Raw genomic sequence first — 23,725 nt, 5'->3', positions numbered from 1 at the left:
TGCTTTCCACGAACGGTACCTCCCGCCGGGCGAACGGCGGACCGGGATCGATTTGTGGTGACGGATTCCGGAACTCGCGGACCGGATGTAGAGTCAGAAGCGTTGCAGGGCAAGGGAAAACCAGAACCGCGGGCCCTGCGATGACGACGTTTCGCGTACGCGGATCATTTTCGCGAATGCGGGTCGAAACACCCATTTCTCAACGATGAGGAGGTGATGTCCGATGACGATCGCCCAGGAACGCGAAGACCTCCTGGCCGAACTCGGCGGGCAGAACAGGGCGACCATCGGGGCCGTGCTCGGCACGGGCACGATCGCCAAGGCGACCGAGCGTCCCGACGGGACGATGGAGGCGACCATCCGGATCCCGGAGGACGCCATGGCGTGGGAGCCGGGCGTGCTGATTCTGCCGCACGGCGGCATCCTCGAGCTGACGATCATCAACGACGACAAGAACACCCACGCCTGCTTGCTGCCCAGCAACGGCGAGCGGCAGTTCATCGGCCTGCTGAACCACTCCAAGGGCACCGCGACGCTCGAGCTCGACGGCCCCGGCTGCTACTGGTACGGCTCCCCGGCCGGCAACGACGAGGGCCGGGGCCTGCAGGCCGCCATCGTCGTGACCGGCGAAGTGCCGCCGGAAGCCAAGCTCGACCGACCCGCCCAGCCGCGGCCGTAGGAAGGCAGACCACCGATGACCCTCGAATACGTCGACGCCGGCAAGGCGTTCAACCACAGTCAGCTGTCCAACCTGCCGCACCGCGCGCCGGACGTCACGCGCGGCGTGAACTACGACCGCATCCTCAAGGCGCGCAGCGAGAAGGACAACTGGATCACCTACTACGGTGACTACGACGGCAAGCGCCACAGCCTGCTGGACCAGATCAACGTAGACAACGTCAAGAACCTCAAGGTCGCCTGGATCTTCCAGGCGAGCGCGACCGGCATGATCGCCTCGACCTCGACCTACGCGTTCGAGGCCTGCCCGCTGGTCGTCGACGGCGTCATGTTCGTCACCGGCTGGGACGGCTGGCTGTGGGCGCTGGACGCCAAGACCGGCGAGCAGCTGTGGCGCTACAAGCACGCCATCCCGATCGACGTCACCCTGTGCTGCGCCAACGTCAACCGCGGCTGCGCGGTGGCGAACGGCAAGGTCTACATGGTGACCCAGAACGCCCAGCTGGTCGCGCTCGACGCCACCACCGGGAAGAAGGTCTGGCAGAAGACCATCGGCGACGTGCGCGCGGGCGAGAGCGCCTCGATCGCGCCGCTGGTCATCAAGGACACGCTCATCACCGGGTCCGCCGGTGGCGAGTACGGCGTCCGCGGCCACATCGACTGCTGGGACCTGGAGACCGGCGAGCAGCGCTGGCGCACCTACACCGTGCCGAAGCCGGGCGAGCCCGGTTCGGAGACCTGGCCCGCCGACGGTGAGGCCTGGCAGCGCGGTGGCGCGAACCACTGGGTCACCGGCACGTTCGACCCGGAGCTGAACCTCTACTACGCCGGCACCGGCAACCCGGCGCCCGACTTCGACGGCGAGGTGCGCGAGGGCGACAACCTCTACACCGACAGCGTCGTCGCGCTGGACGTCGACACGGGCGAGATCAAGTGGCACTACCAGTTCACCCCGCACGACCTGTGGGACTACGACTCCACGATGGAGATGACCCTGTTCGAGCGGGACGGCAAGAAGCTGCTGGCCCACTTCGACAAGAACGGGTACATGTTCGTCCTGGACCGCACCAACGGCGAGCTGCAGCACGTCACGCCGTTCGTCGACCGGATCGACTGGGGCGTCATCACCCGCGACGGCAAGGTGACCCCGCGGAAGTACCCGGACAAGGAAGGCGAGCCCTGCCACTTCTTCCCCGGCCCGGCCGGTGCGAAGGAATGGACGCACGCGTCGTACAACCCGGACCACGACCTGTTCTACGTCCCGGTCGCCGACGTGGGCGCCACCGCCACCCGGCGGCGCCGCGAGTTCAAGGAAGGCATGCCCTACTGGGGTGCCGCGGTCGAGGTCGACATCGACAACATGGCCGGGTCGGTCAGCGCGTTCGACTCCCACGGTGAGGAGAAGTGGCGCCACCGGCTCGACAACATGCCGATGGCCGCCTCGACGCTCAGCACCGCGGGGAACCTCGTGTTCGCCGGCACGCCGGCGGGTGAGTTCCTGGCGCTGAACGCCGAGACCGGCGAGAAGCTCTGGAGCTTCCAGTGCGGCAGCGGGCACCACAGCAGCCCGAGCACCTTCACCGTCGACGGCAAGCAGCACATCGCCGTGCCGGTCGGCTGGGGTGGCTGGCTCGAGGGCATCGTCCCCGGCCTGTCCGCGCAGGGTCACGGTGCTTCGCTGATCGTGTTCTCCCTGTGACCGGAGGATTTTCCGGGTAGTGCCGACCGGTGGTCGAGTCGTTCCGGCGACTCGGCCACCGGTTTCGGCGTTTCGTCGTCGGCGAGGGAAAGGTGATCCGATGAGCCAGCCATCGACGTCCGAAGTGGAGCGGCTGCCGTGCCTGTACTGCGGAGAGCGTTACGGACCGGACGAGGTCGCGCGGCACACCGAGCCCGTGGAGTGCGGGCCCTGCATCACGTGTGTCGGCAAGCCCGCGTGCTTCGAGTGCCGTCTCATGTACTGCGTCTGCGGCGTGCACCGCTACGACGGCTGAGCGGGTCAGATCTCCAGCGCGCGGCGCACGGTCGGGGCGTTCCGGCGGGACACCGGGACCATGGTCTGCGCCTGGTCGTCCATGACCAGGAACAGCTCGCCCTTGTACCGGCGCTCGACCTCGCGGATCCGGCTGAGGTTCACCACGTACTGCCGGTGCACCCGCAGGAACCCGGCGTCGCCCAGCTCGGTTTCGAGCCGGTCGAGGCCCGGCGAGGCGGCGCGCAGCAGTCCCTGGTCGGTGGACAGCCACACGTCGTTGCCGTCCGACTGCGCGAAGGCGACTTCGGGCAGCCGCAACAGGACCATGCGGTTGTCGCGCGTGGCGACCATCCGGTGCGGCTGCCCCCGCAGCGGGACATCGTCGCCGGACCGGGGGAGCGGATCCCCTTCGGTGACCCCGAACGAGACGACGTTGCCGATCAGGTGCCCGGCCAGGAACACCGGCCGGAAGCTGATCGACGTCGGTTCGGCGGCCAGGCGGGTGAGGATCTGCGTCGAGCCCGCCCAGTCCGGGTTGCGTGCCGCCTGCTCGCAGGCGTACATGGCGGCCCGGATGAACTCCGGCAGCTCCGGTTTCCACCGCACGGCGGGATCCGGGGCCGGCGTGGAGCCCGGGATGCCGAGCAGCACGCCCGCGGTGTCGTCGGCGAGCACGACCCGGCCGGCGGGGTCCACGACCGCGAGCGGCGCCCGCGAAGCCGACCGGGCGTGGTTGAAGGCGGCGATCAGTTCGGCGCCGTCGTCCTTCGCGTGCTGGCGCAGGATGCGCTGGGTCATCGTGGCGACGTTGCCGAGCCAGGAGCCCACGCTCGCGGGCAGGTCGCCGCGCCAGCAGGAGATGTTGAGCACCGCCACCGGTTTCCGCGTCACCACGTCCCGGACCGCCACCCCCGCGCAGGTCCAGTCGTGGAAGGCCTGGCACCAGTGCTCGGCCCCGCGGATCAGCACCGGGGTGTACGACATCAGCGCGGTCCCCATGCCGTTCGTGCCGGTGGCGCCCTCGGCCCAGCAGAACCACGGCGCCAGGTTGGCCTCGGCGGCGACCGCGCGGGTGGCCGGGTCGCCCCACTGGGCCAGCACCCGGCCGGTGCCGTCGGTGATGGTCACGATGCCGCCGAGCGGGCCGACCTCGTGCACCAGCGAAGCGGCGCGGAAGCCGAGTTCGGCGAACACGACGTCGTGCTCGAGCGCGTGGCCGACCTCCGCGACCGCGGCCGGGGCTTCGGCGAGGCTCGGGTCGACCCGGTACTGGTCGCGGCAGCGGTGCCAGGAGATCGCGATCTCGGGACGCACGCCGCTGAGGTCGTCTTCACCCCGCGCGAACCGTTCCCACGCTTTGAACACCGTCGTTTCGCCACGGCGGGCCGGGCTCGGTTCGAGCCGGCGTACCTGTGCCATGGGAGACCACCTTCGGTCTGCCGGGCCGGTGGCACGGCGATTTGGCTTCGTCGCAAGCTAAACTCCGCGCCCGGGCGGGGGCAAGCGGCGTGTGATGACCGTGGGTGAACGCCCCACGAACGGTCGTGCGGCGATGACGGGCGGCGGCCGGAGGCCCACCAGCGGTAGCGGTGGAGCGCCGGAGGGTTCCCGTCCTACCCTCGTTTTCCGGGCGGATCGGGTGGTTCTCCCTGGCTACCTGTCCGATCGGGTAGTTCTACAGCGATGTGGCTGAACGTCGTGAACATGTCTTGAAATGGCTCACGGCGTCGAGTTACTTTGTGACGGCTTTCAGTGTCCGGCGGTAGCGAGGAAACGCCGGTGCACGTGGCGACAAGGAGGTCGCGATGACGGGGAGAGTGCCACCGCTGGTGATCGCGCCGAGCCGCCCCAGCGGGCGTGACCGCGTGCCCGGCGGCTCCCTCGTGGCCACCTCGTCGGCGAAGGAAGTGGCCCGCGCGTGGGAGAACTTCGCCGCGGGCGAAGACATCGAGACGGGCGTGCGGCCGGAGATCCTGGCTTCCTGGTACCGGTGCCGCGACCGGTACGAGGTCGACCGCACGCTGGACGTCGCGCCGGGCGCCCGCGGCGAAGAGGCCCAGCGGCTCGACAACGGTGTCATCTACACGTCTCTCGGCGGCCTCGGTGCCCTGGCCGGGCAGGAAGTCGAGCGCGATGGCGCCGTTGTCACGGTGACGGACGGGGACGGACGCGTCCTCGGCGCCTGGGGCGACCCCACCGCGTTGCGGCGCGCCGAGCTGCACAACCTCGCGCCGTGGTCGTCCTGGTCGGAGGAAGCCACCGGCACGAACGGGATGGGCACGTCGCTCGAGGTGTCCGGCCCGGTGACGGTGACCGGGCCGGAACACTGGTGCCAGGCGTTCCACCAGTGGGCGTGCGCCGGGGTGTCGATCCGCGACGTGGTGACCGGCGCCCCGGTCGCCTCGATCAACATCTCGCGGTGGAACGCGTCGCTGTCGAAGCTCGTGCCGCCGTGGCTGACGAAAGCTGTCGCCTGCGTGGAGCAGGAGATCTACCGGCGCGCCATCTACGAAGCCGACAAGGTGATCGGCGAGTTCACCAAGAAGTGCGCGACGGCCAGCGGTTCGTTCATGGCGATGGACCGCGGCGGGAACGTGATCGCCGCCAACGAGGCCGCCGTCGCGATGCTCGGGCTGGCGGGCGAAACCCCGATCGTCGCCGGCGCGACGGAACCCGCCGAGCGCTGGATCCCGGACATCGCCGGGCTGCCGGAAGTGGTGCGGTGGGCCAAGGAACGGGCCCAGGGCAACGCGGAGTGGAGCGGCTACGCGCGGTTGCCGGTGTGCCCCGGCGAAGAGGACACGCCGCTGACCCTGCGGTCCGTTGTGGACTCCAACCACGTGGTCGGCATGCTGTGCGCGTTCGGCGTGCAGGAAGGCGAACCCTACGAAGGGAGCGCCGACGACGCGATCGGGCCGCTGCCGCGGTGCGTCATCGGGATGCGCAAGGACCGGCTGGTCCTGCTGGCCCCGTCGGAGATCCGCTACGCCGAGGCCGACCGGAACATCGTCTGGCTCGTCACCGAACGCGGCCGGATCCAGGCCGCCACCCGCGGCCTGGAGAACGTCGAGCGGCTGCTGACGTCCTTCGGGTTCCGCCGGGTGCACCGGCGGTTCCTGGTCAACCTGCGGCGGGTGGCGGAGATCGAGCGGGGCATCAAGGGCGAGCTGTTCCTGATCATGGACTCCCGCGACCACGAGTTCGTGCCCGTTTCCCGCCGGCACGCCCCGGATCTGCGGCGCATGCTCGGCGTCTGATCAGCCGGAGACGGCTTCCACCTGGCGGCGCAGGCCTTCCACGGCCCGCGCCGGGTCCGCGGCCGAGTAGACGGCCGAGCCGGCGACGAAGCAGTCGACGCCGGCCTCGGCCGCCTGCTCGATCGTGTCCGCGTTGATGCCGCCGTCGATCTCCACCACCAGGTTCAGGTGGCCGGTGTCGACGAGCTCCGCGCCCGGCGCACCTTGCCGAGGACGTCGGCCATGAACTTCTGGCCGCCGAAGCCGGGTTCCACGGACATCACGAGCAGGGTGTCGTAATGCTTGAGCACGTCGACGTAGGGCTCCAGCGGCGTGCCCGGCTTGATGGCCAGCCCCGCCTTGGCACCCGCGGCGCGCAGGTTCTTCGCGAGCATCACCGGGTCCTCGGCGGCCTCGACGTGCACGGTGACGTTGTAGGAGCCCGCTTCCGCGTACGCGATGGCCCAGTGGTCCGGTTTCTCGATCATCAGGTGGCAGTCCAGCGGCAGGTCCGTGGTGGCGAGCAGCGACTGGACGACCGGCAGGCCCAGGGTCAGGTTCGGCACGAAGTGCGCGTCCATGACGTCCACGTGCAGCCAGTCGGCGCCGCGTTTCCCTTGCACGGCGGCCACTTCGTCGGCGAGCCGGGCGAAGTCGGCGGACAGGATGGACGGGGCGATCAAAGGCTTTTTCGACACACCCCGAGCGTACGGCCGCGGGGGCCGGTGCGTGGCTATCGGTACTGCGTATCGGGGGATTGCCGTTTCGCATGTGCGGGGGTGTTGCCGGGGTCCGGGTGGCCGGGTGATGGTTGTGGCACAAGCGATCCCGCACCGATGAGGAGAATTGCCGTGCAGCTGCAGGTGGCTTTGGACGTTCTGGACCTTCCCTCGGCGTTGACCCTGGCCAACCAGGTGTCCGAGCACGTCGACATCCTCGAACTCGGGACCCCGCTGGTGAAATCCGCCGGCATCGCCGCGGTGAGCGCCATCAAGGCCGCCCACCCCGACAAGCTCGTCTTCGCCGACCTGAAGACCGCTGACGCCGGTGAGCTGGAGGCCGGGCTCGCGTTCGAGGCGGGCGCGGACTTGGTCACGGTGATGGGCACGGTGGACGACGACACGATCCGCGGTGCGGTCGCGGCCGGTCGGAAGTACGGCAAGCAGGTCGTGGCCGACATGATCGGTGTCGTCGACGGCCGGGTCGCCCGCATCCGCGAGGTCGCGAAGCTGGGTGTCTCCTTTGTGGAGATTCACGCGGGGCTGGACGAGCAGGCCCGGCCGGGTTACAGCATCCAGCAGTTGCTCGAAGACGGCCGCCTGGCGGGTGTGCCGTTCTCGATCGCCGGTGGCGTGAAGGTCGACACCATCGGCGCCGTGCGTGAGGCCGGTGCTGTGGTCGCCGTCGCCGGTGGCGCCATCTACAACGCCACCGACCCCGGCGCCGCCGCGGCCGAACTGAAGAAGCACGCCACCCGCTGACCCCACCCCACCCGGCGAACCCAGGAGCCCACTCCCATGCCACCGAACCACTCCGCTGACGAGGTCGCCCGCCTGACCACCCGGCGGCTCCCCGCCGACTGGTCCGAAGTGGACCAGCGCGCGATCGACACCGCCCGCGTGCTGGCCGCGGACGCGGTCGAGCAGTGCGGGAGCGGGCACCCCGGCACGGCCATGAGCCTCGCGCCCGTCGCCTACGCGCTGTTCCAGCGGGTCATGCGGCACGACCCCGGCGACGCGCGGTGGCTCGGCCGGGACCGGTTCGTGCTGTCCGCCGGGCATTCCAGCCTGACGCTGTACATCCAGCTGTTCCTGTCCGGCTACGGCCTGGAGCTCGACGACCTGAAGGCGTTGCGCACCTGGGGTTCCCTGACCCCCGGCCACCCGGAGTACGGGCACACCGACGGCGTGGAGACCACGACCGGCCCGCTGGGTCAGGGCCTGGCCAACGCGGTCGGGATGGCCATGGCCGCTCGCCGCGAGCGCGGGCTGTTCGACCCGGACGCCGAGCCCGGCAAGAGCGTGTTCGACCACCACGTCTACGTGATCGCCTCGGACGGCGACATCGAGGAAGGTGTCACGTCCGAGGCGTCGTCGCTGGCCGGCACGCAGCAGCTGGGCAACCTCACGGTGATCTACGACAGCAACGAGATCTCCATCGAGGACGACACCCGCATCGCGTTGTCGGAGGACACCGCCAAGCGGTACGAGGCGTACGGCTGGCACGTCCTCACCGTCGACGGCGGCGAGGACGTGGCCGGGTTCCTGACCGCGATCGAGCAGGCGAAGGCCGAGACCACCCGGCCGACGCTCATCGTGCTGCGCACCGTGATCGGCTACCCGGCGCCGACCAAGATGAACACCGGCAAGGTGCACGGCGCCGCGCTGGGCGCCGAGGAGCTGGCCGCGGTCAAGCAGGCCGTCGGGCTGGACCCGCGGCGCAGCTTCCAGGTCGACGAAGACGTCCTGCGCCACACCCGCGAAGTGGCCGAGCGCGGCCGCGCCGACCGCGAGAAGTGGCAGCTGGAGTTCGACGCCTGGGCACAGGCCAACCCGGAGCGCAAGGCTTTGCTGGACCGGCTGAGCCGCCGCGAACTGCCCGCCGGGTGGGCCGACGACCTGCCGACGTGGACGCCGGACGAGGGAGGAGTGGCGACGCGCAAGGCGTCCGCCGCGGTCCTGGCCAAGCTCGGCGAGGTGCTGCCGGAGCTCTGGGGCGGGTCCGCGGACCTGGCCGAGAGCAACAACACCACGATCAAGGGCGCGGACTCGTTCGGCCCGGCCTCGATCTCCACCGAGGCCTGGACGGCCCAGCCGTACGGGCGGACGCTGCACTTCGGCATCCGCGAGCACGCGATGGGCTCGATCCTCAACGGGATCGCGCTGCACGGCGGGACCCGGCCCTACGGCGGGACGTTCCTCATCTTCAGCGACTACATGCGCCCGGCCGTGCGCCTGGCGGCGCTGATGCGGCTGCCGGTCGTCTACGTGTGGACGCACGACTCGATCGGCCTCGGCGAGGACGGCCCGACCCACCAGCCGGTCGAGCAGCTGGCGTCGCTGCGGGCCATCCCCGGCCTGTCGGTGGTGCGCCCGGCGGACGCGAACGAGACGGCCCACGCCTGGAAGGCGGTGCTGGAGGACACCACCTCCCCGGCGGGGCTGGCGCTCACCCGCCAGAACGTCCCGACGCTCGAGGGCACGTCTGCAGAGGGGGTCGCCCGCGGCGGCTACGTCCTGGCCGACTCGGCGGGCGTCCCGGACGTCATCCTGATCGGCACCGGGTCCGAGGTCCAGCTGGCCGTCGAGGCCCGGAAGGTCCTGGCGGCCGAAGGGATCGCGGCCCGGGTCGTGTCGATGCCGTGTGTCGAGTGGTTCGACCGGCAGGACCAGGCCTACCGCGACGAGGTGCTGCCGCCGGCGGTGCGCGCGCGGGTGGTCGTCGAGGCGGGCGTCGCGCAGCCGTGGCACCGGTTCGCCGGTGACGCGGGCGAAATCGTGTCGCTGGAGCACTTCGGTGCTTCGGCGGACTTCAAAACCCTGTTCAAGGAGTTCGGCATCACCACCGAGGCCGTCGTCGAAGCGGCCCGGCGCAGCGAGAGGAAATCGCGGTGACCAAAACGGTTTCGAAGGAGCTCGACCCGGCGCTGTTCACCGACGCCACCCGCGCGGTCGTCGGCGAGGTCGACCGGGTGCGGGCCGGCGTCCAGTCGGCGGCCTGGGTGCGGGCCGGCGCGCTGCTGCTCAAGGCGCCCAAGGTGTTCACCATCGGCACCGGGCGCAGCGGGCTCGCCCTGCAGATGGCCGCGATGCGGTTCATGCACCTCGGCCTGCCCACCCACGTCGTCGGCGAGGTGACCGCCCCGGCGATCGGCGAGCGGGACGTCCTGGTCGCGGCGTCGGGCTCGGGCACCACGGGCCGGGTGGTGCGGGCCGCGCAGACGGCTCGTGACCAGCGGGCGGACGTGATCGCGCTGACCACGGCGGCCGACTCGCCGCTGGCGAAGATCGCGACCGAGGTGCTCATCGTGCCGGCCGCGGACAAGCAGGACTTCGACGGCACCGCGTCCGTCCAGTACGCGGGCAGCCTGTTCGAGCAGTCCGTCCTGCTGATCACCGACGCGCTGTTCCACACGCTGTGGAAGACCGGCGGCAGCCAGGCCCGCGACCTGTGGCGCCTGCACGCGAACCTCGAGTAGACGCCCCTTTTCCCCCTTCCCCGACTCACTTCCAGGCAGAGGAGCCCGAGATGCAGGCCGCCGATATCAGCACGTTGGAAGCGGTGGCGCTGGCGGCCACGCGCAGCGCCGCATTGGCCAGCTACGCCTGGGTGGGCCGCGAGGACCAGAAAGCGGCCGACGCGGCGGCGACCACGGCCATGCGCGCGGCCTTGGCCGACGCGCCGGGCCGGGGCACCGTGGTGATCGGGGAGGGGGAGAAGGACGACGCCCCGATGCTGTTCAACGGCGAAGTCGTCGGCACCGGGCACGGACCCGACTTCGACATCGCCGTCGACCCGCTGGAAGGCACGTCCTTCTGCGCCCGGGACCTGCCCGGCTCGCTGGCCACGATCGCGTTCGGCGAGTCCGGCACGTTCTGGTCGCCCGGACCCGGGTTCTACATGGACAAGATCGTGGTGCCGCCGGCGGCCAAGGACGTCATCGACCTCGACGACCCGCCCGAGCACACCCTGGCCAAGGTCGCCAAGGCGCTCGGCAAGGAGGTCGGCGACCTGCGCGTGATGATCATGGACAAGCCGCGGCACAAGGAGCTGATCGCCCGGGTGCTGCAGGCGGGCGCGGCGGTGCAGACCCCCGCGGGCGGCGACGTCGGCGGGAGCCTGGCCGTGCTGCTGCCGACGCTCGACATCGACCTCCTGCTCGGCGTCGGCGGCACCCCGGAGGGCGTCATGACGGCCGCGGCGGTGCGGGCGCTGGGCGGCGGGATGCTCGGCCGCCTGGCCCCGCAACGCGACGAGGAAGCGGACGCCATCCGCGCGGCGGGGATGTCCCTCGAGCGCATCTACGACTGCGACGAGCTCGTGGCCGGCGAGGCGTTCTTCGTCGCCACCGGCGTCAACGGCGGGCCCCTGCTCGGGCGGCCGCGGACCGTCGGCGGCACGACCGTCGCCGAATCGCTGCTGATCTCCCGCGGCGAGATCCGCCACATCACCCACACGACCTTCGCATGACTTCGCAGGCCCGCCCGACCAAGGAGCTTCGGTGACGCTGCACCTGGACGACCTCCGCGTTCGCCAGCTGGGCGAATGCCGTTACGACTCGCCGTTCTCCGAGATGCTTTCCACGAAGCAGACCTCGCCGCACTACGTCGCGGAAGGCGACCGGGTCCTGCTCGAGGACACCGTTTCGATGCTGGCCGGGCACCGCCTCCCGTCCGTGCAGGCCCCGAGCTTCGAGGCGGCCGGCCCGCGCCGGAAGATCTACTTCGACCCGGCGAACGTGACCGCCGGGGTCGTCACCTGCGGCGGGCTGTGCCCCGGCCTCAACAACGTGATCCGGGGCCTGGTCCAGGAGCTGGCCGTGCACTACCAGGTCAAGCGGATCCTGGGCTTCCGCAACGGTCTCCAGGGGCTGACGGCCGAGCACCGCGACGACACGGTCGACCTGACGCCGGAGGGCGTGCGCGACATCCACCACGCGGGCGGCACGATCCTGGGCAGCTCACGCGGCGGCCAGGACGCCGACGAAATGGTCGACACGCTGGTGCTGCGCGGCATCGACATCATGTTCGTCATCGGCGGCGACGGCGGCATGCGCGCGGCGACGTACCTGAGCAACGCGATCCGGGCCCGCGGTCTCGACATCGCGGTCATCGGGGTGCCGAAGACGATCGACAACGACCTGCCCTTCACCGACCAGTCGTTCGGCTTCCAGAGCGCGTTCGCCAAGGCCACGGACTTCATCGCGGCGGTGGCGGTCGAAGCCGCGGCGAGCCCGAACGGCGTCGGGATCGTGAAGCTGATGGGCCGTCATTCGGGGTTCATCGCCAGCTACGCGGCACTGGCCGCGAACGCCGCGGACATCGTGCTGATCCCGGAGGTCCCGTTCGCGCTCGGTGGCGCGGACGGCTTGCTGGCCCACGTCGAGCGGCAGGTGAGAGCCAAGGGGCACGTGGTGATCGTCCTCGCGGAGGGGGCGGGCCAGGACCTGCTGGAGGACTACGGGCTGGCCCGCGCGACGGACGCGTCGGGCAACATCAAGCTGGGCAACATCGGCGAGCTGGTCAAGGAGAGCATCACCGCGCACCTGACGGCGGTCGGCTTGACGCCGACGATGCGGTACATCGACCCGAGCTACGCGGTCCGGAGCATCGCGGCGAACGCGTACGACAGCGTGTATTGCCTGAGGCTGGCCCACGCGGCGGTGCACGCGGCGATGGCGGGCCGCACGGAAGCGGCGGTGGCCCGCTGGCGGCGCAGGTTCGTGCACGTGCCGTTGTCGTTGATGACGAGCCGCCGCAACCAGGTCGACCCGGACGGCGACCTGTGGATGTCGGTCCTGGAGACGACGTGCCAGCCGGCCGAGTTCGGCCCGGCCCGGGAGCGCGAGAGAGTCCGCGCGGGGTTCTGCTGATGTCGTGGAATCCGTTGCGGCGGTTGACGCCACTGGAATGGCTGCGAGGCTGGCTGACGGACCTCCGGCGTGCGGAGGCGGCCCGCAACGCGCTGTGCGACCACGACGACCGGTCGGCCCCGTGCGCGGTGTGTGTCGTGCGGTACCTGGATTGAGGCAGCCATCCCGTTGCGCGCAAAGGAATTTCGTGCCTTCGTCACGGGTTCGCTAGCGTCGCTTCCATGGAATGGAGCTTTCGGACGGCCGAAGAACTCGCTGCCGCATTGCGAGCGGGCGCGGTGACGTCGGTCGAGCTGACCGAAGAGGCGATCACCCGCATCGAGCGCGAAGACAAGGTGACGAACGCGATCTGCGTGCCGGACTTCGACCGCGCCCGGTCGGCGGCCCACGAAGCCGACCGGGCGAGGGCACGCGGCGAAGACGGGCCGTTGCTGGGAATCCCGGTGACGGTCAAGGAGTCGTACGACATGGCGGGGCTGCCCACGACGTGGGGCATGCCCCCGCACCGCGACCACATCCCGGCCGAGGACGCGGTCCAGGTCTCGCGCGTGAAGGCGGCGGGCGCGGTGATCCTCGGCAAGACGAACGTCCCGTTGGGACTGCAGGACATCCAGAGTTTCAACGAGATCTACGGAACCACGACGAACCCGTGGGACCCGGACCGCACGTCAGGCGGGTCGTCGGGCGGCTCGGCGGCGGCGTTGGCGTCCGGATTCGGCGCCCTGTCGATCGGGTCCGACATCGCGGGCTCGCTGCGCACCCCAGCGCATTTCTGCGGCGTGTACGCGCACAAGCCGACGGTGGGGCTGGCGGCGAGCCGCGGAATGGTGGCGCCGTCGGAACCGGCGTTCCCGATCGACCTGGACCTGGCGGTGGTCGGCCCGATGGCCCGCTCGGCCCGCGACCTGACGCTCCTGCTGGACGTGATGGCCGGACCGGACCCGCTGACGCACGGAGTGGCGCACCGGCTGGCCCTGCCACCGGCCCGCCACGAGCACCTGCGCGACTTCCGCGTGTTGGTCCTCGAGGAGCACCCGCTGATCGCGACCAGCGCGGCGGTCCGGACGGCCGTGAACCGGGTGGCCGAGACGCTTCTCGACGGCGGCGCCCGCGTCGAGCGGCGAAGTCCGCTGCTACCCGACCTGACCGAAGCGGCGAGGCTGTACATGCAGTTGCTGATTTCGGGCTCGGTGGCACGTTTCCCGATCGAGTCGCTCGAGCGGCTGCGAGCCAATGTGCCGGACGGGAGTCTCGACGCGGTCCGGGTGCAGGCGATGACGTTCAGCCACGCGGAGTGGCTCGAGGCCGACAAGGGCCGCGAGAGCCACCGCCACGCCTGGCGGCGGTTGTTCGCCGAGTACGACGCGGTGGTGTGCCCGGTCACGCCGACCCCGGCGTTCCCGCACGACCACCACCCGAACCCGATGGAGCGGCGCATCGACATCGACGGGGTGGAGTACCCGTACTTCGACCAGCTGGTCTGGGCGGGTCTGGCGACAATGCCGGGTCTGCCCGCCACGGCGATACCGACGGGCAGGTCTGTGGAGGGGCTGCCGGTCGGGGTGCAGCTCATCGGCCCGGCGTTCGAGGACCGCACACCGTTGAGGCTGGCGGAACTGCTGGAGGAGCAGATCGGCGGCTTCGAGGTACCGAGGTAGCGGTCCTAGCGGGGGAGGAGATCCACCGCCACGACAGCGGTGGGCACCGCACTGAGCACGACGAAGGGCAGACCGGCGAGCCAGATGGTTCGGCTGCGAGCCCACCGCGACGACCGCGGCGACGCCGAACAAGGTGAACGCCATCGGACCCGGAACACGGAACCCCTCCGGAGCCGGCCGCAAGGCCTAACCGGAGGGGTTTCGTCCGATGTGGAGCTGAGGGGACTCGGACTCGAATCCCTGTCCCCCTCACTCGGGATCTGGGTCTACCGGGCCGACGGCCGTAGCGGTGGGTTCGACCCGCTGCCCGCTGTGCGGGAGCGTTACTGAGGCATCCGGCTGAGGCCGTCGAGGATGAGGTCGAGCCCGAACTCGAACTCGTCGGCGAAGGCGAACCCGGTCTTCGCCAGTTCGGTGACCACCTCGGCGAGGTAGGGGTAATCCTCGAGTCCCGACGGCTTCCGGTCCACGACGGCTTTTTGCCGCCGCGCGGCTTCCGCCGGGATGTCGCCGGCGAGGGTCTTCTCCTGGAGGGCGAACCCGTAGACGTAGGCGTCCATCAGGTTGTACGCGTGCACGGCCATGCGGAAGGGAAAGCCCGCGTCACGGCGGAGGCACCGCATCACGGCGTTGTGGTGGTGCAGGTTCGCCGGTCCTGGGTTGCCCGTCTCCATCCGGCCGACCGCCCACGGATGACGGAGCAAAGCCAGCCGCATCGATGCCGCCCGGCGGTGCATGGCGGTCCGCCAGTCGACGTCGACGGGGACCTCGACCTCGGCGAAGACCAGGTCGACCATGCCGTCGAGGAGCTCGCGCTTGTCCGCCACGTGCTTGTAGAGCGCCATGGGCACGACGCTCAACCGGGTCGCGAGCCTGCGCATCGTCAGGGCCTCGAAGCCGCCTTCATCGGCCAGTTCGACGGCGGCGCCCAGCACTTTGGCGCGGTTGAGCCGCTCCCGGCCACCGGCCGCGGCGGTGTCCTGCATCGGGGTCCTCCACCTTCTGACCGGTGGCCCGGCCTTGACAGGTGTACATCGTACGCCTAGCTTGAGCCCGGCAGAGGTGTACGTCGTACACCTCGCGCGGACCCCTCTCGGAGGAGCAAGGCATGAGTGCCACGCCAAGACCCGGCAAGACGAAGCAGTTCTCCATGGCCCCCGGCGAACGGGACCTTTCGCGGGCCGCCGGAATGGCTGCCGCGATCGCGGGGGCACTGTTCATCGCGGTCCAGGTCGGCCACCCGGCCATGGACGTCTCGCTGGTCACCACCACCGACTGGGCCGTGCGCAGCACGGCGAAGGCGCTCATGGCCGCGCTGGCACTCGCCGGCATCACCGGCATGTACCTGCGTCAAGTCCGGCAGACGGGAATCCTCGGCTTCCTCGGCTACGTCTTGTTCGCCGCCGGCTACCTGCTGATGTTCGGCATCGAGGTGGTCGCCGCCGCCGTTCTGCCCGCGCTGGCACCCACGGCGCCCGGCTACGTCGCCGACGTCCTCGCCGTCGCCTTCGGTGGCACCGCGACCCATGGCATCGGCGGCATGCAGACCGTCATCGCGGTCAGCTCCGCCGGTTACCTCGCGGGTGGCTGCCTGTTCGGCATCGCGTTGTTCCGGGCGCGCGTCCTCGCCCGGTGGGCGTCGGCGCTGCTGGCCGCGGGCACCGTCGCGACGGTCGCGCTCGCGGTGCTCCCGGAGTCGTTCAACCGGCCGTTGGCCGTTCCGACCGGCGTAGCGTTGATCGGCTTGGGCATTTCGCTGTGGCGGGCCCGGCCGGCCACGGGCAGCGACAACTCGGCGCTTCCCGCTGTCGAACACGCCGCCGCGCGATGATCTCCGCCAACCGAGGTGGCTAGGGCCGGTACACGGCGTCCTGGCCGTACAGGGGCTTGGTGAAGCTGGAGATGTAGGTGTGTGAGTCGCCGGCGCCGAGGTTGTAGGTCAGGTACACGCCATAGCCTTCGCTGACGGTTCGCTGGGCAAGGCCGGCGGCGGTGCCGGCGGATGTCGCCGCGATCTGGACTGCCGCGGGGGAGAGTCCGGATTTGGGGAGGGCGATGTTCGGTACGCCCCAGGTGCCGTAGTAGGGGTTCCAGGCGTAATTGAACTTCGAGGTGATGTCGACGCCGCCGTAGGACAACCTCGATGCCGCCGGGCCGATGTTGTACAGCGAGATCAGCTTGGTGGGCATCGCCGCGCGCAGGGCCGTGACGAGGTGGACGAAGGAGCCGGCGTTGGGCTGGCCGGTGCCGTTGGTGCCGTACTCGGCGTATTCGTCGTCGAAGTCGACGCCGTCGAGCCCGTACTTGGTCACGGCGTCGGACAGCTGCTTGGCGAAGGCCGCGGCCGCTTGCTGGGAGGGGAAGTTGGCGAACCCGGCGCCCTGGTGGTTGCCCAGGATCGACAACAGGACCTTGATGCCTTTGGCCTGCAGCGGGCGGACTTGGGTGCTCACGTGGTCGAGGACGTTCCGCACGTTCGGGTTGAAGTACAGGTATGCCGACTTCGTCGCGGTGTCGTAGTTGATGTTGGCGGCGAAGATGACGCCGATGTCGAACACGTTGCCACCGCCTTGGGCGAGCTCGTACTTGCCCACGTTCAGCATGCTGTTGTTGTTCACCTCGACGTAGGCCACGGTGATCGGCCCGGTCTTGCGCGGCGCGGCGGTACTCGCCGCACTGGGGCCTGTCGTCATGCCCGCCAAGAGGGCGGCGCCTGCCAGCAACGCGGTGATCCGGCCAAGCTTGACCACGGTAGCTCAACTCCTGACGAGTGGTTTGAACCATTGTCCATGTAGGTGCTTTTCCGGCACCTTGTCAAGAGAAGTGATCGAGCAACGCGCTCGGTACCTCGATCGGCCTACGCGGTTCGTCGGACTTGCGTGCCCCGGCAACACGGTGCCACCCCAGGGACGGGGTGGCACCGCGCCCACGGTCAGCTTCCCGCGGGGCAGAAGGTGTCGTCCGGCCGCTTCCCGCTCACGAGGTACTCGGTCACGAGCGCGTTCCCGCACTTGCTGGGCGTGAACAGGTAAGCCCCGTGGCCGCCCTGGTCGATCGTGATCATCCGGGCACGCTCGCCGAACGCCGCGCGCAGCTTGCGGGCCCCGGACAGAGGCGTGCCCGGGTCACGCTGGTTCTGCACCATCAGCACGTTCGCCGGGCCGTGGCCGGTGATCCGCACCCGCGGCTCGGCGGGCGGCGCCCAGTACGCGCACGCCGAGATGTTCGCAGTCGCCGCGCCGAGCAGCGGGTAGCGGACCCGGTCGACCGCGACGTCCAGCTGGTAGCGCGCGATCGAGCGCGGCCACGCCGAGTCGCCGCAGATCACCGCGAACCGGGACGCCAGCAGGTTTTCCACCCCGGTCACCGGTTCCGCCGGCGGCTTCGGGGCCCGGCCCTGCTCGAGCCCCTGCCAGTCCTCGGCGAGCTTCGTCAGGTCCGTCGAGTACAGGCCTTCGAACGTCAAGCCGCGGAAGATCGAGCCCGTGATGCCTTCGACGGGCGCGCGGTCCAGCCGCGCGGCCAGCTCGTGGAACTTGGCCGTCACCTGCGCAGGCGTGGTGCCGAGCCCGTACTCCGGGTGCTTCGCCGCGAACGCCGCGAAGTCGGGGAACCGGTCCTCCATGCCCCGCCCGAAGCCGCGCATCGCGTCGATGTCGTAGCCGCCCGGCCCGAGGCTGCTGTCCAGGACGACCCGGTCGCTGCGCTCGGGGAACAACGTCGTGTACACCGCGCCCAGGTAAGTCCCGTAGGACGCGCCCAGGAACGACACCGTCGGCTCGCCGAGCACCGTCCGGATGCGGTCCATGTCCCGCGCGGTGTTCGCCGTGGTGACGTACGGCAGCATCGATCCGGTCTTGGACCCGGCGCACTGCTCGGCTTCCCGCTTCGCGATCGCGGCTTGCTTCACGACGTCGGCCGGGCCGTTCGCGTACGGCAGATTGCCGACCGCGATCTGCTCCGGCGTCAGGTCGCACGTCACCGGCGTGCTGTGCGCGACCCCGCGCGGGTCGAACCCGATGATGTCGTAGGAGTCGAGCACTTCCTGGGGCAGCTTCACGTACTTCAGCAGCTGCGGGTAGTCCAGGCCACCGCCGCCGGGGCCGCCCGGGTTGGTCAGCAGCACACCCCGCCGCTTCTGCGGGTTCTTGCTCGGCAGGCGCGACACGGCGACGTCGATCGTCCGCCCGCCCGGCTCCCGGTAGTCCAGCGGGACTTTCAGTGTCGTGCACTGCAGATCCGGCGTCGGGAACGCCCCGGCGGGGCACGGTCCCCAGTCCAGGGTGTTCGGTGCGGCGGAGGCCGCGGGGACGGCGGTCGTCGCGCCGAGCACGGCGATCGCGGCCACCAGCAGGGTTTTACGCATCGGATTTCCTTTCGTTCGCACCGCGCTCAGCGGCGCGGTTCCCAGCGGAAGAGCCGCGTCGCCAGCACGACCGCGACGAAGACCCAGGCGAGGGTCGGGGCGAAGAGGAGCAGGGAGTCGGCGGCCGGTTTCCCGCCGTTCCACGCGTCGAGCACCAGCTCGGCCGCCGAACCGCCGGGCAGCAGGCGCTTGAGCAGCGTCAGCTCAGCGGTGCCCGTGAGGCCGACCCAGCCGGCCACCGCGATCACGCCGACGCTGATCGGCAGCGTGGTCACCTGCGCGTGTTCCGGCGAGTTCGTCAGCCCGGCCGTGGCCAGGCCCAGCGCGAGCATCATCACCACGGTGGCCACGACGGCGGCGGCCAGCAGCAGCGGGTTCGCCGGCTTCCCGGTGACCACGGCCAGCACCGCGAGCAGCACGGCGATCTGGACCACCGCGATCGCGGTGACCGGCAGCAGCAGCCCGCCGAGGATCCCGGCGTCCCCGGCCGCGGTCGAGCGCAGCCGCTTGAGGAACAGGTTCTGCCGGCGGGCGGCCAGCGTCGTCACCGTCGTGGTGTAGAGGCCGATGCCCAGCACGAAGAACAACGTCAGCGTGGCGATGTAGCCGAGGCTCCCCACCTCGGCGAAGACGTCGTGCCGGGCGATGAAGAACGCGCTGAGCGCTGCCGGCAGCACCAGGGCGGTGACCAGCACGAGCCGGTTCCGGAAGAGCTGGATCAGCTCGCCGCGAGCGATCGTCAACATGGTTCCTTCTCTCAGGAGTTTTCGATGGCGCGGAAGACGTCGTCGAGCCGCGTCGGCCCGGCCTGCAGGTCGGCCAGCTCCACGGCCTGGTCCTGCGCCCAGGCGAGCAACGTGTGCAGGTCCTTCTGCAGGCCGAAGGTCTCGACGAGGAACTTGCCGTCCACACCCCGCGTGGCGAGCAGGGGCGGCGACGGCGCGTGCGCCGGAAGTCCGAAGTGGATGGTCGAGGGCAGCGTCCGGGTCAGCTCGGCGACGGTGCCTTCGCGGTGGAGGGTGCCCTGGTGCATGAGCCCGATGCGGTCGGCGCGCTGCTGGGCTTCCTCGAGGTAGTGCGTGGTGAGCACGACGGTGGAGCCGTCGTCGCGCAGCCGGTCGACGGCGTCCCAGAGCGCGTCCCGCGACTGGATGTCGAGGCCGGTGGTGGGCTCGTCGAGGAAGACCAGTTCGGGCGTGCCGTAGACGGCGGTGGCGAAGTCGAGCCGCCGCTTCTCCCCGCCCGAGAGCTGCCCGACCTTGGTGCCCGCCTTGCGGGTGAGGCCGGCCACGCCGAGCAGGCGCCCGACGTCGTCGTGCCGCCCGGTGAGCCGCCCGACCAGGCCGACGGTCTCGCGCACGGTCAGGTCGGCGGAAAACCCGCTCTCCTGCAGCATGATCCCCAGCCGCGGGCGGACGGCGGCGCGGTCGCGGGGGTCCTTCCCGAACACCCGCACGGCGCCCGAGGTGGGCGCGCGGTGCCCTTCGACCGTCTCCAGGGTCGAGGTCTTGCCGGCGCCGTTCGTGCCGAGCAGGGCGTACAGCTCCCCGCGATCCACCTGGAACGAAAGGTCTTTCACGGCGGGGAAGCCGCCGTAGGTGAGGGTGAGGTGATCGACGTCGATGACCGGTGTCGTGGACATGCCTCGAATTCCAGCGTGGATCGGCGCGGCCCGGCAGTGCGGCGGCGTCACCCGGATCCATGACGTGGTGTCACTGGTGGTGCCCGCTCAGCCGGATACGCTCGGCTGGTGGAGGTGCCGACGATCGCGCGCAGGACGTCCTGGACCGGCGGGAAGGTCCAGGAACGGCTGCGCCGGCTGAACCTGATCACGACGGTCCCGCCGCTGGCGCTCGTGGGCGTGTTCCTGCTGCTGCTGACCGCCCGGTCCTGGTGGCACGTCGTGCTCCAAGTCGTCGGGCTGGTCGCTGCGCTGGCGACCGCCGAACGCTGGACCGCGGGCGACTACCTCCGCGTGGCGCGGCCGAGCCTGGCCGTCACCGCGGTGGTGTCGCTGGCCGGGTCACTGACCGACGACACCGCCGCGTTCTTCAGCCTGTCCGTCGTGGGGTCGTACCTCATCCCGCCGCTGCCCCGCCACCGGCTCGCCGCGCTGGCCGGGCTGACGGTGCTGATCGCGGTGCTGGGCGCGGCGAACGTCCTCGTGCACGACGACCGGATCGGCTGGCGGCTGTTCCAGTTCGCCGCCGTGCCCGCGGTCGCCATGCTGGTCTCGACCGCGTTCATGTTCGTCAGCCAGCGCTTCTTCGACCTGATCGCGGAGCTCGAGCAGGCTCGCGAGCGCGAAGCGGACCTCGCCGTCACGCGGGAGCGGGTGCGTTTCGCGTCCGACCTGCACGACATCCAGGGACACACCCTGCACGTGGTGAAGCTGAAGGTGGCGCTGGCCGAGAAGCTGCTGGACCGCGATCCGGGCCGGGCGCGCGAGGAACTGCGTGAAGTGCACGACCTGGTCGGCGACACCATCGTCCGGACCAAGGAACTCGCCTACGCCCAGCGGCGGCTGAACCTGTCCGCCGAGCTGGAGAACGCGAAGAACCTCTTCGAGGCCGCGGGGATCCACGTCCGCGTCACGCGCGAGTCCGAAGTGGACGCCGCCGCGGGCGAGCTGCTCGGCCAGGTCCTGCGCGAGACGACGACCAACATCCTGCGGCACGCCGAAGCCCGCCAGGTGGGGATCACGCTCACCCGGCGCGGGATCACGATCGTCAACGACGGCGCCCCGGACACCGGCCCGCCCGAGCTGGGCGGGCTCGCGGTGCTCCGGCAGCGCTTGGCGGAGCACGGCGCCGAGCTGGAAGTCTCGCGTTCCGGCGGCCGCTTCCGCACCGCGGCGGCCTTCCCCGGGCCGGGGGCTTCGCCACCCGGACCCCCCAAAGCGCCGAAGGAGGCCCGAGGATGACGACGGTGGTGCTCGCCGACGACGAAGCCCTGCTCCGCAAGGCACTGGCCGCGCTGCTGCCGCTGGAAGGCGAGATCACGGTGGTGGCCGAGGCCGACGACGGCGAGACGGCGATCGCGGCCACCCTCGAACACCGGCCGGACGTGCTGGTCATCGACCTCGAGATGCCCCGCGTGGACGGGCTCGGCGCGGTCGAGCGGATCCGCCGGGCCCGGCCGGAGCAGGTGATCCTGATGCTGACCCGCCACGCCCGCCCCGGCGTGCTGCGCAAGGCGCTGAAGCTCGGCGTCCAGGGGTTCGTCAGCAAGGCGGCGGAACCGGCCCACATCACCTCGGTGATCAAGACCCTGCACGCGGGCAAGCGCTGGATCGACCCGGACGTCTCGGCGCTGGCCGTCGTCGACGACTGCCCGCTGACCGACCGCGAGCTGGACGTCCTGCGCGCGACCCGCGAGGGATTTTCGGTGGCCGACATCGCCGGGCAGCTGCACCTCGCGGAGGGCACGGTCCGCAACTACCTGTCCAACGCGATGCAGAAGACCCAGACCCGCACCCGCCACGAGGCGGCCCGATACGCCCGTGAGCACGACTGGCTGTAGCCGGTCGACCAGCTTTGCCATCAGTCCAGGCAGAACTCGTTGCCTTCGGGGTCGGTCATGACGATGAACCCGGCGCTGAGCGGCGGTTCGGGCTCGAAGCGGCGCACCCGGGTCGCGCCGAGGGCGATCAGCCGTCGGCACTCCGCTTCGAGTGCCGCCATCCGCTCGGCACCCTGCAGACCCGGTGCGGCCCGGACGTCGAGGTGGACCCGGTTCTTCGCGGTCTTGTCTTCCGGCACCTGCTGGAAGAACAGGCGTGGTCCCTGCCCATCGGGGTCTTCGACGGCGGAGCTGCTGTTGCGCTGGTCTTCGGGCACCCCAACCCGCTCGAGGAACTCATCCCACGCGGCGAACGGGTCGGCGCCCTCGGGCAGCTCGACGCCGGGCGGTGCCGGGTGGACGTAGTCCAGCACCTCGCGCCAGAAGGCCGAAAGCGCTCGCGGGTCGTGGGCGTCGAAGGTGACCTGGACGTGTCGGCTCATCGGGGCTCTCCGTTGGTCGTCATCGGGCTGACGTTGCCCACCTTGGCACCGAACGCGGACAGCGCCGGTCCTCGATTCCATTCGCTGGCGTTGCGGTCGACGCCATCGCTGGTGAGCGCTGAGTTCGCGCTGTTTCGGTTGCGCCTACGAGCCTGTCCTGAGTCGAGGTCAAGTTGAGGTTGGCTCGCGAGGCGCACGCTATGCGGCATGAGAGTGCGTCGGCGGTGCAGGCTTTGGCGGCGGCGTCAGCAGCCTTTTCGCCGAGCGATACTGGTTGTCGACGATTCGGGTCCGAGGGCGGGTTCACCGGCGGGGCCATGGTTGGCCGGTGATGGTCACTGTCTCGATGTGGTGGTGCGGTGCGGCGTCGGAGGGTGCTTCGCCGGAGGTGATCAACCATTCGTCCGCCGAGGATATGACAGTGAGGTCGTCGACGTCGAATTCGAGGAGAACTCCGCTGACGGATGGCTCTGTGGAAGATTCCCGGATCAGGACCGCATCGTTGAGGCGAGAGCCGACGAACCTCGTGAGAAGGCTTGGTGCTTGAGTGGCGCAGATTGCGCTTTCCCCGTACTTGCCCATGTCGTAGGAGCTGCCGGGCGCCGATTCTTCGAGGTGAAGCCGGTCGCCCGTGCCATGCAGTCTCAGGGCGGGGACGCGCTGGAAATGCAGCCAGAACCTCAACAGTGCGCTCCGTCGGCCTTGGTACCAGTGCGACTCCTCGGTTATTGAGTCCAGTGTCAAGCCGAGCCGGGCTCGAAGCAGTGCGGTGGTCTTGGTGCCGTCGTCCGGAGTGAGCATCAGCGCAGGGTAGGGGACGCGGCACGCCAGGCCGTCCGGAGAACTTCCAGTTCGTGCCGGGGGAACGGACAGCCCCAGAGAGTTCGGTAGCCGGCCTCGCCCAGGTCGTTGGCGACGGTGTCGAATGCCCTGAGTACGGTTCTGGCGAGCGCGGTCGTTGGCTGCTCGCTTTGCCAGAGCAGGCTTCCCTCGTGTTCAGGTGTCCTCCAGCCGGCTGCTTCGACGAGGCGGATCGCGATCGTGAGTTGCTCGGGACCGTCGGTGGCGTAGGAAGCGAACGCCTCGGCGCTGGTGTGCTCGTCCTTGACGGAGCAGAGGGCCCAACCGTGGTGCTTGATCGTCCAGGTAAGTCGCACGTCCGGCATTCTGACCGGAAGCGAAGCGCGCTGCCATCCCATTACTACTACGTGGTTGT

The 23,725-nt window shown here is 70.2% G+C and carries 23 protein-coding genes and 1 pseudogene; 14 read left to right on the top strand and 10 right to left on the bottom strand.

Going from position 1 to position 23,725, the window contains the following annotated elements; translation table 11 throughout:
• Positions 1 to 223 precede the first annotated feature (223 nt).
• The 3 genes from QP939_RS04980 to QP939_RS04970 all read left to right on the top strand — a co-directional run bounded on the left by QP939_RS04980 (position 224) and on the right by QP939_RS04970 (position 2,672).
• Positions 224 to 679, top strand: coding sequence for an MSMEG_3727 family PQQ-associated protein (locus QP939_RS04980; protein WP_285455351.1), 456 nt, complete (start codon positions 224 to 226; stop codon positions 677 to 679).
• Positions 680 to 694: 15 nt separating this feature from the next.
• Positions 695 to 2,377, top strand: a complete 1,683-nt coding sequence (locus QP939_RS04975; RefSeq protein ID WP_285455350.1) for a PQQ-dependent dehydrogenase, methanol/ethanol family — start codon at positions 695 to 697, stop codon at positions 2,375 to 2,377.
• Positions 2,378 to 2,477: 100 nt separating this feature from the next.
• Positions 2,478 to 2,672 (top strand): recombination activating protein 1, encoded by a 195-nt coding sequence (locus QP939_RS04970; protein WP_285455349.1) that lies wholly within the window; start codon positions 2,478 to 2,480, stop codon positions 2,670 to 2,672.
• A gap of 5 nt (positions 2,673 to 2,677) precedes the next feature.
• On the opposite strand, the gene QP939_RS04965 is transcribed toward QP939_RS04970, so the two are convergent.
• The gene (locus QP939_RS04965) at positions 2,678 to 4,072 is read right to left on the bottom strand and encodes a DNA-binding protein (protein WP_285455348.1); all 1,395 of its coding nucleotides are present in this window, start codon (positions 4,070 to 4,072) and stop codon (positions 2,678 to 2,680) included.
• 386 nt (positions 4,073 to 4,458) lie between these two features.
• Here QP939_RS04965 and QP939_RS04960 point away from each other — a divergent pair, with 386 nt between their 5' ends.
• Positions 4,459 to 5,910, top strand: a complete 1,452-nt coding sequence (locus tag QP939_RS04960) for a DNA-binding protein (RefSeq protein ID WP_285455347.1) — start codon at positions 4,459 to 4,461, stop codon at positions 5,908 to 5,910.
• Here the strand turns inward: QP939_RS04960 and rpe are convergent.
• Positions 5,911 to 6,572: pseudogene (gene rpe / locus QP939_RS04955) on the bottom strand (ribulose-phosphate 3-epimerase).
• A gap of 168 nt (positions 6,573 to 6,740) precedes the next feature.
• Between rpe and hxlA the strand changes: the two are divergent.
• The 7 genes from hxlA to QP939_RS04920 all read left to right on the top strand — a co-directional run bounded on the left by hxlA (position 6,741) and on the right by QP939_RS04920 (position 14,139).
• Positions 6,741 to 7,370, top strand: a complete 630-nt coding sequence (gene hxlA, locus QP939_RS04950) for a 3-hexulose-6-phosphate synthase (protein ID WP_285455346.1) — start codon at positions 6,741 to 6,743, stop codon at positions 7,368 to 7,370.
• A gap of 36 nt (positions 7,371 to 7,406) precedes the next feature.
• Positions 7,407 to 9,503: a transketolase gene (gene tkt, locus QP939_RS04945; RefSeq protein ID WP_285455345.1), complete on the top strand. Its 2,097-nt coding sequence runs from the start codon at positions 7,407 to 7,409 to the stop codon at positions 9,501 to 9,503.
• A complete protein-coding gene (gene hxlB, locus QP939_RS04940) occupies positions 9,500 to 10,087 on the top strand; it encodes a 6-phospho-3-hexuloisomerase (protein ID WP_285455344.1) in 588 nt (195 codons plus the stop codon). Before tkt ends, hxlB begins: the two co-directional genes overlap by 4 nt.
• A gap of 50 nt (positions 10,088 to 10,137) precedes the next feature.
• On the top strand, positions 10,138 to 11,079 hold the full coding sequence (gene glpX, locus QP939_RS04935; RefSeq protein ID WP_285455343.1) for a class II fructose-bisphosphatase: 942 nt from the start codon (positions 10,138 to 10,140) through the stop codon (positions 11,077 to 11,079).
• Positions 11,080 to 11,110: 31 nt separating this feature from the next.
• Positions 11,111 to 12,481, top strand: a complete 1,371-nt coding sequence (locus QP939_RS04930; protein ID WP_285455342.1) for an ATP-dependent 6-phosphofructokinase — start codon at positions 11,111 to 11,113, stop codon at positions 12,479 to 12,481.
• Positions 12,481 to 12,636: a hypothetical protein gene (locus QP939_RS04925; RefSeq protein ID WP_285455341.1), complete on the top strand. Its 156-nt coding sequence runs from the start codon at positions 12,481 to 12,483 to the stop codon at positions 12,634 to 12,636. Before QP939_RS04930 ends, QP939_RS04925 begins: the two co-directional genes overlap by 1 nt.
• A gap of 66 nt (positions 12,637 to 12,702) precedes the next feature.
• Complete coding sequence (locus tag QP939_RS04920; protein ID WP_285455340.1) at positions 12,703 to 14,139, top strand: amidase; 1,437 nt, start codon at positions 12,703 to 12,705, stop codon at positions 14,137 to 14,139.
• Positions 14,140 to 14,462: 323 nt separating this feature from the next.
• Here the strand turns inward: QP939_RS04920 and QP939_RS04915 are convergent, their stop codons facing one another.
• A complete protein-coding gene (locus tag QP939_RS04915; RefSeq protein WP_285455339.1) occupies positions 14,463 to 15,125 on the bottom strand; it encodes a TetR/AcrR family transcriptional regulator in 663 nt (220 codons plus the stop codon).
• A 122-nt stretch (positions 15,126 to 15,247) separates the two neighbouring features.
• Here QP939_RS04915 and QP939_RS04910 point away from each other — a divergent pair, with 122 nt between their 5' ends.
• Positions 15,248 to 15,970, top strand: coding sequence for a hypothetical protein (locus QP939_RS04910; RefSeq protein WP_285455338.1), 723 nt, complete (start codon positions 15,248 to 15,250; stop codon positions 15,968 to 15,970).
• 19 nt (positions 15,971 to 15,989) lie between these two features.
• Here the strand turns inward: QP939_RS04910 and QP939_RS04905 are convergent, their stop codons facing one another.
• The 4 genes from QP939_RS04905 to QP939_RS04890 all read right to left on the bottom strand — a co-directional run bounded on the left by QP939_RS04905 (position 15,990) and on the right by QP939_RS04890 (position 20,147).
• Entirely contained in the window at positions 15,990 to 16,889 is a 900-nt protein-coding gene (locus QP939_RS04905) for an endo-beta-N-acetylglucosaminidase H (protein WP_285455337.1), read from the bottom strand.
• Between the two features lie 182 nt (positions 16,890 to 17,071).
• Positions 17,072 to 18,505, bottom strand: coding sequence for an alpha/beta hydrolase (locus tag QP939_RS04900; protein ID WP_285455336.1), 1,434 nt, complete (start codon positions 18,503 to 18,505; stop codon positions 17,072 to 17,074).
• Positions 18,506 to 18,531: 26 nt separating this feature from the next.
• Positions 18,532 to 19,251 (bottom strand): ABC transporter permease, encoded by a 720-nt coding sequence (locus QP939_RS04895; protein WP_285455335.1) that lies wholly within the window; start codon positions 19,249 to 19,251, stop codon positions 18,532 to 18,534.
• 11 nt (positions 19,252 to 19,262) lie between these two features.
• Positions 19,263 to 20,147 (bottom strand): ABC transporter ATP-binding protein, encoded by an 885-nt coding sequence (locus QP939_RS04890; protein ID WP_285455334.1) that lies wholly within the window; start codon positions 20,145 to 20,147, stop codon positions 19,263 to 19,265.
• Positions 20,148 to 20,255: 108 nt separating this feature from the next.
• On the opposite strand from QP939_RS04890, the gene QP939_RS04885 reads away from it, so the two are divergent.
• Together QP939_RS04885 and QP939_RS04880 are read left to right on the top strand one after the other, a co-directional pair.
• Positions 20,256 to 21,428, top strand: a complete 1,173-nt coding sequence (locus QP939_RS04885) for a sensor histidine kinase (protein WP_285455333.1) — start codon at positions 20,256 to 20,258, stop codon at positions 21,426 to 21,428.
• Positions 21,425 to 22,027, top strand: coding sequence for a response regulator transcription factor (locus QP939_RS04880; protein WP_285455332.1), 603 nt, complete (start codon positions 21,425 to 21,427; stop codon positions 22,025 to 22,027). The genes QP939_RS04885 and QP939_RS04880 overlap by 4 nt, the downstream gene beginning before the upstream one ends.
• A 20-nt stretch (positions 22,028 to 22,047) precedes the next feature.
• Here QP939_RS04880 and QP939_RS04875 read toward each other — a convergent pair whose 3' ends face one another.
• The 3 genes from QP939_RS04875 to QP939_RS04865 form a co-directional block, all read right to left on the bottom strand.
• Positions 22,048 to 22,509, bottom strand: coding sequence for a VOC family protein (locus tag QP939_RS04875; protein WP_285455331.1), 462 nt, complete (start codon positions 22,507 to 22,509; stop codon positions 22,048 to 22,050).
• Positions 22,510 to 22,812: 303 nt separating this feature from the next.
• Positions 22,813 to 23,310 (bottom strand): hypothetical protein, encoded by a 498-nt coding sequence (locus QP939_RS04870; RefSeq protein ID WP_285455330.1) that lies wholly within the window; start codon positions 23,308 to 23,310, stop codon positions 22,813 to 22,815.
• Positions 23,310 to 23,666 carry a hypothetical protein gene (locus QP939_RS04865; protein WP_285455328.1) on the bottom strand — a complete coding sequence of 119 codons (357 nt, stop codon included), beginning with the start codon at positions 23,664 to 23,666 and terminating at the stop codon, positions 23,310 to 23,312. Before QP939_RS04865 ends, QP939_RS04870 begins: the two co-directional genes overlap by 1 nt.
• Positions 23,667 to 23,725: the final 59 nt, after the last annotated feature.

The organism is Amycolatopsis nalaikhensis, from assembly GCF_030264295.1.
GTDB classification, from domain to species: Bacteria; Actinomycetota; Actinomycetes; order Mycobacteriales; family Pseudonocardiaceae; genus Amycolatopsis; species Amycolatopsis nalaikhensis.
Note: the sequence above shows the minus strand (reverse complement) of the source record. Positions and strands in the feature narration are given on the sequence as shown.